General features: G+C 39.6%; 11 protein-coding genes. 8 read left to right on the forward strand and 3 right to left on the reverse strand.

Annotation, left to right across the window (positions count from 1 at the left end):
• Positions 1 to 103 precede the first annotated feature (103 nt).
• From NIE88_RS21465 to NIE88_RS21475, 3 genes are all read left to right on the forward strand, one after another.
• Positions 104 to 301 (forward strand): SPOR domain-containing protein, encoded by a 198-nt coding sequence (locus NIE88_RS21465; RefSeq protein ID WP_253065603.1) that lies wholly within the window; start codon positions 104 to 106, stop codon positions 299 to 301.
• A 279-nt stretch (positions 302 to 580) separates the two neighbouring features.
• The gene (locus NIE88_RS21470) at positions 581 to 727 is read left to right on the forward strand and encodes a hypothetical protein (protein ID WP_253065604.1); all 147 of its coding nucleotides are present in this window, start codon (positions 581 to 583) and stop codon (positions 725 to 727) included.
• Between the two features lie 807 nt (positions 728 to 1534).
• Complete coding sequence (locus NIE88_RS21475; RefSeq protein WP_253065605.1) at positions 1535 to 1879, forward strand: hypothetical protein; 345 nt, start codon at positions 1535 to 1537, stop codon at positions 1877 to 1879.
• A 206-nt stretch (positions 1880 to 2085) separates the two neighbouring features.
• On the opposite strand, the gene NIE88_RS21480 is transcribed toward NIE88_RS21475, so the two are convergent.
• Positions 2086 to 2625, reverse strand: a complete 540-nt coding sequence (locus tag NIE88_RS21480) for a hypothetical protein (RefSeq protein WP_253065606.1) — start codon at positions 2623 to 2625, stop codon at positions 2086 to 2088.
• Between the two features lie 5 nt (positions 2626 to 2630).
• Positions 2631 to 2837 carry a hypothetical protein gene (locus tag NIE88_RS21485; protein ID WP_253065607.1) on the reverse strand — a complete coding sequence of 69 codons (207 nt, stop codon included), beginning with the start codon at positions 2835 to 2837 and terminating at the stop codon, positions 2631 to 2633.
• Positions 2838 to 3139: 302 nt separating this feature from the next.
• Here NIE88_RS21485 and rpmG point away from each other — a divergent pair, with 302 nt between their 5' ends.
• From rpmG to NIE88_RS21500, 3 genes are all read left to right on the forward strand, one after another.
• Complete coding sequence (rpmG, locus tag NIE88_RS21490) at positions 3140 to 3289, forward strand: 50S ribosomal protein L33 (RefSeq protein ID WP_253065608.1); 150 nt, start codon at positions 3140 to 3142, stop codon at positions 3287 to 3289.
• A 297-nt stretch (positions 3290 to 3586) separates the two neighbouring features.
• Positions 3587 to 4168 carry a 5-formyltetrahydrofolate cyclo-ligase gene (locus NIE88_RS21495; protein WP_253065609.1) on the forward strand — a complete coding sequence of 194 codons (582 nt, stop codon included), beginning with the start codon at positions 3587 to 3589 and terminating at the stop codon, positions 4166 to 4168.
• A gap of 56 nt (positions 4169 to 4224) precedes the next feature.
• Entirely contained in the window at positions 4225 to 4383 is a 159-nt protein-coding gene (locus tag NIE88_RS21500) for a hypothetical protein (protein ID WP_253065610.1), read from the forward strand.
• A gap of 2 nt (positions 4384 to 4385) precedes the next feature.
• Here the strand turns inward: NIE88_RS21500 and NIE88_RS21505 are convergent, their stop codons facing one another.
• Positions 4386 to 5234 carry a hypothetical protein gene (locus NIE88_RS21505; protein ID WP_253065611.1) on the reverse strand — a complete coding sequence of 283 codons (849 nt, stop codon included), beginning with the start codon at positions 5232 to 5234 and terminating at the stop codon, positions 4386 to 4388.
• A 182-nt stretch (positions 5235 to 5416) separates the two neighbouring features.
• Here NIE88_RS21505 and NIE88_RS21510 point away from each other — a divergent pair, with 182 nt between their 5' ends.
• Positions 5417 to 6391, forward strand: a complete 975-nt coding sequence (locus NIE88_RS21510) for an ROK family glucokinase (RefSeq protein WP_253065612.1) — start codon at positions 5417 to 5419, stop codon at positions 6389 to 6391.
• Between the two features lie 36 nt (positions 6392 to 6427).
• On the forward strand, positions 6428 to 7060 hold the full coding sequence (locus NIE88_RS21515) for an MBL fold metallo-hydrolase (RefSeq protein ID WP_253065613.1): 633 nt from the start codon (positions 6428 to 6430) through the stop codon (positions 7058 to 7060).
• Positions 7061 to 7153 lie beyond the last annotated feature (93 nt).

Below are 7153 nucleotides of genomic sequence, written 5' to 3' on the forward strand. Positions count from 1 at the left end.
GATGTCAAGGTTCGTAAACTTGTCCAAAGAGCAAGGGATGCATTTGGCAAATTCAGATCAAACATTGGTTAATCATTTTTTATAAAGTTTGGGGGGTTATGATATGATCATTCATCTTGATGCAGGTCATGGCGGTAAGGACAGTGGTACCACAAGTAGACATGAAACAAGTGAAGAAATAAATACGACAACAACTTACTCGGTCCAAATTGGTGCATTTAAAGATCGAAAAAAAGCAGATTTACTCGTGAAGAAGGCGGAGAAAACAGGATTCAAACCGTTCATAGAACGGAGTAAATAGAATTGATGATAGAGAACAAAAAACCAAATAAAAATGTATGTAATAAGGTACAAGAAAATTGGTTTTTATCTTTTTGCTTACCCAACTCATTGCAATTTAAGCAGAGTTTTTATATAATAAGCAAAAACAGAACAAATGTTCTTGTATTTCTGGGGAGTCATTAACAATTAAACATTTGGGTAGTTTATGGCAGACAGTTAGTTTTTAAAAGGATACTAAAGAGATCGATAAATTTATCACTTTAACAAAAATCAAATAGTTATGATTGAAGGTATGCTTATGGATGATGACGAGAAAGTCAACGTAATTTTTGAAACGAGAGCAAACAATTATCCCGATAGTGAGCGTGTAAATCTTGTTTTTTTGGTTAATGAAGACGCAGTTAATAAAGTCGACTACGACTTTATTGATCGTTACACAGGATAATATTGAATCAATGGCGGATTGGTTTGGCTATCTGATGAATTGGTTTTGTAAAATTTACCAAAAAATAGTGAGGGAATTTTACATTGTTTGTTGTCAAATGCTTTTCTAATGGGTGTCTCGTCCATTTATATAATCGGTTGTTTCTGAGATCAGCAATAAATCGAACTTTTGTGTACTTTTCCGATTTTATGGAATCTGAGATTGGCAAAAAAGATCCACTATAGCTATGCAAATCAATTATATCAGTAAAACCAAAAATTACGTGGTTAATAATTATAAATAAAAAATTAAAAACTATCCTGTGGAATGATTGATGACATTTCTGCAGGTTTTTTTAATTTCAAATGCAAAAGTCAAGATTAAATAGATTATTGGATGAAAATTCCTTTTGAACATATAATGCTGTAAGTATGAGTATCATACGGAATTGCCGATATATTAATGAAAACAAACAGATGGACTCATTGAACTCCTAGGATGGTATATTAAATTTATTAAACTCATACATAGGCTATGTTTTAAAAATTTTTCTAATTTCGACGAAAAATTCATGAACAGGCCTTTTTATTTTGTGATTAAAAGATAAATATTCGGGTGTCATGACTGAAATCTTTTCACTAAGTTCACAAGGATTTCAAATATAAAGAGACGAATTATGATTAACTTTTGGAAAACTCACAGATTATTGCGATACTTGACCATAATTATTTTCGTCTGTTTTATTGTATGTCCATTAATACTTTCTACATTTTGTACAATCGATTATTCAAGTTACTTTAACTTTCTTTTCCAAGGAAATTTATTGTTTTGTGCAGTTATTTAATAAGAAGTCCAGATAACGCCCCAGAAAATTCTTGGATCGATCATGTAGGCAGGTTAATTGGTGTAATCGCTATAATTGCTTTATATCTTTATTTCGATGGTCCTCAAATTTTGGATATACCAAATGCACTGTCAAATAGAACTAAATTAATAACAGGTACTATTTATGAAGTCGATAATGGCAGATCCGGAACTCAATATTTCTATTTGGACGATGGCTATTATGAATATGATTATGCTAAGTATGGATTGAAGAATGGTGACCATGTGTCAATAAATTTTTTACCACATAGTCATTATGTTGTGACATTAAAAAGAATCAAAAATTAAAAGTTTACTTATCGATGTTGAAAAGAGAGGCATAAGCCGATAAAAAAAGATCTTTATTGAAATTGCTGCGATAATCAAAAGAGTTAAAAGCTCTGTTTTTCCACCCAACATGGTGCATGTATGGTCACTCCTATCATTCTGTATATGTACGCAAAAAGGCAGGTCGGATCACTGAACGATCAACCTGTCTCCTGATGTTTATTCAATTAATTGCTATGGTTTTTCGTAATGACTTGAGCGAGCTTCTGAATGGACATATCGCTTGAAACGTTAAAAGATCCTAGCTGTACGTATTTTTCAAGCTTGTTTTTATGAAGATAGGAGTCAAAGTCCTGCTTTTGATTCGATTTAAGAATCTTGGCGCTCACGAGTTCATTTGAGATATCTCCGGGAGTCATGCCGCTTTTAATATGGAGCTTGTACGATGTTTTTTTAGATTCCGAAGAAGATTTGTCGTTTTTTTCTTTGTCACTGTTCTTGTCTGTCTTCGTTTTTTCTTTGCTGGCTTGCTCCGTTGCTTTCTTGGTATCGCTCAGCCATTGATTGTAGGCATCAAGATCAATCGCTTTGCGGTGATGGCTGGCAAGATATTGAGTAACGGTTGCTTCTGTCAGCGGCGTCTGTTTCACCGTGTTTTTCATCGGTTTCTGCTCACCCTGATTGAAAATCAGGTAGTAGAAGAAAGCGAAAACGGCACATGTCAGCAAGATGCCGGCGGCAAAACCGCGTATTTCATTTTTTGTCACTGCGTTCACCCTTTAGAATGATCTTGGTCCCCGAGCATGATTTCTTCTTCGAGCACACGAATTTTTTTCTTTACCTTGTACAGCTCTTGCATCATTGTTATGGAATTTTCCTCAAGCTGACCTTCAACCTGCTTGATACTGTCCTGCTTATAGTAAGACACAGCAAGTGCGGTCAACCCAACAATCATGAGTATCAAGATGACAAACCCCAATTCATTACCCCCCTCACCATTGTCTGAGGTTCATGCGATGTAACGATCACATGACAATCACCATAATTATTTATAACATATCTCCCATGGTTACGGAAGAATTACGGTGAAAAAGAAAGAAGATTGTAAAATAAATAGTAATAATTGGGGATAATAAGACGAAACGGCTCTAAATAAGTAAAAAATAAAGAGATTCTGCTATTGAAGCATGCCAATAAAGGGTTGAAGCATTAATTTTTTTTTGTTAAGATAAGGTGTATGTTTTTGTACACGATGACTATTAGTGCAATGGAGGGATAAATATGCGAGTTAAGGTTATTTTGGAAAATACCGAAACCGGTGATCGCGATTACATCACGTCGAAGAACAAACAAACGAACCCGGAACGTCTTGAGCTGAAGAAATACAGCCCAAAACTGAGAAGATATGTGACTTATCGCGAAACAAAGTAAGCAGCTTTAAATAAAGAGCCGTGAAAGACCTTATAGGGTTTTTTGCGGCTTTTTGTATGGCGGACTTGCTTTGCACCTTTGTTTATACTATAAGAAGGTATATAAATTTAAAGGGAAATAGTATAAGCGGTCCGGAAATAAGATGACGTTCTGTGGCAAACCGGACACTAGGTGTCCATGGCCGTCGCAACGAAGACTTCGCCCCGCTGGATGTTTGGCGAAGCAAAGTTTTTTAATGAGAAACGCGGTTTTTAACAACTGCTTTAAATTCATCAGATCTCAATTATGGAGGACAGAATGAACAGACAAAAAAAAGCAATGCGCAACCGAATACTCCATGAGATGGATAAACTAGATGAATATGTATTTACGGAAAAATGTAAAAAGATCAGAAATCGCTTGTTTGCAACATCGTTGTGGCAAGAAGCAGGGACGATCGGGATCACTTTATCAATTGGCCGAGAAATAGAAACAATGGCAATTATAACAAAGGCTTGGACGGAAGCGAAACGTGTTGCTGTCCCAAAGTGCAATCCGAATAGTCGCACCTTGTCCTTCTATATCCTGCAGACCTTCAGTCAGCTCGATTCCGGTTTTTACGGATTAATGGAACCGAATACATCAATGACTGAGGCAATTAATAAAAAATCGCTTGATTTACTTATTGTGCCTGGAATTGTGTTCAATCATCAAGGGTATCGAATCGGCTATGGAGGAGGTTATTATGACCGTTTTCTATCTGACTACGAGGGTGTTACGGTGTCCTTATTGCTTGAAAGCCAGCTAGTCGGCGAGATACCGGTTGAGCGGCATGATCAGCATGTGGACTGGATGATTACTGAGAAAAACATTTATCAAGCAAGCGAGAAATCGGAATGAAAGTCGGGCATGAAAGCCACACTAAGCAAGGATAATGAAGAGCGGGGGGCTTAGGTGTGGTAAAGAAAAAATTGATCATTGAGACTGTTTTATGGGCAGTTACTGCCTTATTTCTTATTAGGCGTCGGCGGGTGCTGATTGAGGGCGCTTTATTGGTTGTCGGACATCTAGTTTTCTTTAAGCATTTTCAGAAACGGCACGAATCTGAATCATAAGTTCATGAAAAATTTTGCTTCAACAGAACAGTTTGGCGATTCGCTGTCTCAAAAACGATTAGCATATGATCCTGTGCGATCAACAGAAGCGGCATGGTACTTCCGAGCGGAGATTCGCTTTGCGCCTGAGCAAGCTGGATGCCGCGTACATAATTTTTGTATAATCCTTCCCATAATTGACCGGTGATTCGTTCAGCCTTTTCCCTTCCAAAAGGAAAAATATGTGTGAACGATTCACCGGTTAGTGCGTCCAAAGGGACAACGCGATAATCCGACAGCTGAAATCCATAGCGTGCAGCTGCACGGCGAAGCGTTTTATTTCTGCTTTCGCCGAGTTCACGTGTGTATTGACTGAGTTGATTTGCTTCATCCGTCGTTTTCGGCTCTCGATAGAGATGGTATGTGCCATTTGTTTTAACGGCCATAAGATAGTCCTGGGAAAGCTGTTCCTTGCCGTAAATTGAATGATCGATGTGCCGTTCGGCCTGATGTACGGTTAATCCGACATAAAATCCTGGCGACATGTCCAATTCTTTAGACGCAGACAGTTCGCTCACGTTCTTTTGCCAGCGGTTTAATATGGCAACCAGCTGGTTATTACGATACAATAAAGAAAAATCCTGCATCAGTTCGTTGCGTTCCTTTGTTTCAGATGCGGTCTGCAAACGTAATAACTGATTTTCGGGTACGAACGCCAAGTGCGTCGCTGTTGTTACATATTGGATGCGCGGATGTTCAGGAAAATAAGTAATCGTTGGACGGTCTAAGAGCAGAAATGGGAAAATAAGCAATGAAAACACAGCAGCTGCCGTGATGAGCAAGGTGAGAATCTGTACTCGCTTAAGACGCATAATCAGACGACCTCCGGACAAGACCTATAATCTACTCTATTCACAACATGTCCGATTCATGCAAAGACCGAATCGATTTCATCAGTATTTTTTTATAAATGTTAACAAGTTGTGTATTGGCAAACAGCAATTTTTGCGAGAAAATGAAATGACGAACTTATTCTGATGGGCGGTGTGATTGAATGATTAATATTGGTATTGATTTAGGCGGAACAACCACTAAAATGGCTTTGATTGATGATCATGGAAAAATGATTGATAAGTGGGCGATTGCCACAAATACGATTGATAATGGGAGACACATTGCTTCCGACATTAGTGAAAGCGTTCTTAAAAAAATGCAGCAATTTAATTTAGAGCATTCAACGGTAAGAGGTGTAGGAGTTGGTGCTCCGGGCTTTATTAATATGGACACCGGTTTTATTTACCAAGCAGTCAATATAGGCTGGAAGGATTATCCGCTTAAAGAAGAACTGGAGCAATCAATCAGACTTCCTGTAGTGATTGATAACGATGCGAATATGGCAGCACTTGGAGAAATGTGGCTTGGAGCCGGACAAGGTGCTAAAAATTTGATTTGCGTGACGCTTGGAACTGGCGTAGGCGGGGGCATTATCTGTGATGGCGAGATTCTGCATGGTGTGAGCGGTATGGCGGGTGAAATCGGACATATTACGGTTATGCCGACTGACGGCGCTTCATGCAACTGCGGAAAAACAGGATGTCTTGAGACAGTATCCTCAGCGACCGGTATCCGAAGATTAGCATTAGATGCGCTTGACTACAATGATTCAGTGAGCATTCTTCGCGATATCTTTGAAAGTAAGGGAGACATTAGTGCTGAGGATGTCTTTAACTGTGCTGCAAAGAAGGATCCGCTCTCATCAACAGTGGCGGAAAAAGCAGCCTACTACCTTGGGTTTGCCCTTGGATCAATTGCCGTGACCATTAATCCGGAAAAAATTGTTATTGGCGGTGGAGTGTCCCATGCCGAGGATACGCTTATTGTTCCTCTGACTAAGTATTTTAAACGTTTCTCGTTGCCGCGTGTGTTTGACGCTTGCACCATCAACCTTGCACAATTAGGCAACGATGCAGGTGTCATTGGTGCAGCGTGGCTCTGCATGCAGAAAATTAAGCAGGGTACCATGAACTAAATAATCTGTGTTAACGGTATGGAAAGGTCGGTTTTTATGGAATGGATGGTATGTCCCGTTGGTCCGATTCAGGCAAATTGTTACCTAGTATTTGATCAGACAACAAGAGACTGTTTGATCATTGATCCCGGGGAAGAATTTGAGAAAATTAAATTCATGATTAGCCGTGAACGTCTGCTTCCAATTTCCGTTTTTTTGACTCATGCCCATTTTGATCATATCGGCGCGCTGGATGCGGTACGCGATCTTTGGAGGCTCCCGGTTTCTCTTCATGAGAACGAAGCGGATTGGTTGCGAGATCCAAACAAGAACGGATCAGCTTTTTTCCCGGTGACCGGTTCAGTTACTGCCCGCGAAGCAGATCATTTGCTGGCAGATCATCAAAAAGTAACGGTTGGGCCGTTTTCGTTCACCGTTTTGCATACTCCGGGACATTCTCCCGGCGGCGTTTCCTTTTATTTTGAAGCAGATCGGGTCGTTTTTTGCGGTGATGCCCTTTTTCACGGCAGTATTGGGCGTACAGATCAATATGGCGGCGATCCAAATCAGCTGATGACGAGCCTCCGAACGACATTAATGGCGCTTCCCGATGAGACGGTAGTCTGTCCGGGTCACGGGCCATCGACAACAATTGAATCTGAGGCCGAGAACAATCCGTTTTTGGTATAAATATGGAGGAACAAAAAAACCACGATCCAATCCTAAACTGTACCCTATAGAGTAGACACTTTGAAAAAGCCTACCCTATAGGGTACTTTTATA

Origin of the sequence: Sporolactobacillus shoreicorticis (genome assembly GCF_024125445.1) — a bacterium.
In the GTDB taxonomy this organism is placed as follows: domain Bacteria; phylum Bacillota; class Bacilli; order Bacillales; family Sporolactobacillaceae; genus Sporolactobacillus; species Sporolactobacillus shoreicorticis.

What these genes read in the sequence shown, in the direction of transcription:
- NIE88_RS21465 (WP_253065603.1), top strand. Translation starts at nt 104, where the DNA reads ATGATCATTCATCTTGATGCAGGTCATGGCGGTAAGGACAGTGGTACC.
- NIE88_RS21505 (WP_253065611.1), bottom strand. Translation starts at nt 5,234, where the DNA reads ATGCGTCTTAAGCGAGTACAGATTCTCACCTTGCTCATCACGGCAGCT.
- NIE88_RS21495 (WP_253065609.1), top strand. Translation starts at nt 3,587, where the DNA reads ATGAACAGACAAAAAAAAGCAATGCGCAACCGAATACTCCATGAGATG.
- NIE88_RS21470 (WP_253065604.1), top strand. Translation starts at nt 581, where the DNA reads ATGGATGATGACGAGAAAGTCAACGTAATTTTTGAAACGAGAGCAAAC.
- NIE88_RS21515 (WP_253065613.1), top strand. Translation starts at nt 6,428, where the DNA reads ATGGAATGGATGGTATGTCCCGTTGGTCCGATTCAGGCAAATTGTTAC.
- NIE88_RS21510 (WP_253065612.1), top strand. Translation starts at nt 5,417, where the DNA reads ATGATTAATATTGGTATTGATTTAGGCGGAACAACCACTAAAATGGCT.
- rpmG (WP_253065608.1), top strand. Translation starts at nt 3,140, where the DNA reads ATGCGAGTTAAGGTTATTTTGGAAAATACCGAAACCGGTGATCGCGAT.